We start from the raw sequence: 689 nt of genomic DNA on the forward strand, positions 1-689 counted from the left end.
AAAATGGCAAAAGGTAAATTCGAACGGACCAAGCCGCACGTCAACGTCGGCACCATCGGCCACGTCGACCACGGTAAAACCACGCTGACCGCTGCAATCGCAACGGTTCTGTCGAAGAAATTCGGCGGCGAAGCTAAAGCATACGACCAGATCGATGCAGCTCCAGAAGAAAAAGCGCGCGGTATCACGATTAACACCGCCCACGTCGAGTACGAAACGGAAACCCGTCACTACGCTCACGTTGACTGCCCAGGCCACGCCGACTACATCAAGAACATGATTACCGGTGCCGCGCAGATGGACGGCGCGATCCTGGTGTGCTCCGCAGCTGACGGCCCAATGCCACAGACCCGCGAACACATCCTGCTGGCCCGCCAAGTTGGCGTTCCATACATCATCGTGTTCCTGAACAAGTGCGACCTGGTCGACGACGCAGAGCTGCTGGAACTGGTTGAAATGGAAGTGCGCGAGCTGTTGTCGAAGTACGAATTCCCAGGCGACGACCTGCCAATCATCAAAGGTTCGGCACGTATGGCGCTGGAAGGCAAAGAAGGCGAAATGGGCGTTGACGCAGTGCTGCGTCTGGCCGATGCGCTGGATGCTTACATCCCAACGCCAGAGCGCGCTGTTGACGGTGCGTTCCTGATGCCAGTGGAAGACGTGTTCTCGATCTCGGGTCGCGGTACCGT

At 57.8% G+C, this 689-nt stretch carries 1 protein-coding gene; it reads left to right on the forward strand.

Annotated features, from left to right (window positions below; translation table 11 throughout):
• Positions 1-3: 3 nt before the first annotated feature.
• The coding region (locus tag ACZ92H_RS29390; protein WP_465051966.1) for a GTP-binding protein at positions 4-689 on the forward strand (686 nt) is incomplete at its 3' end.

The sequence above is a fragment of the Janthinobacterium foliorum genome (genome assembly GCF_978021625.1).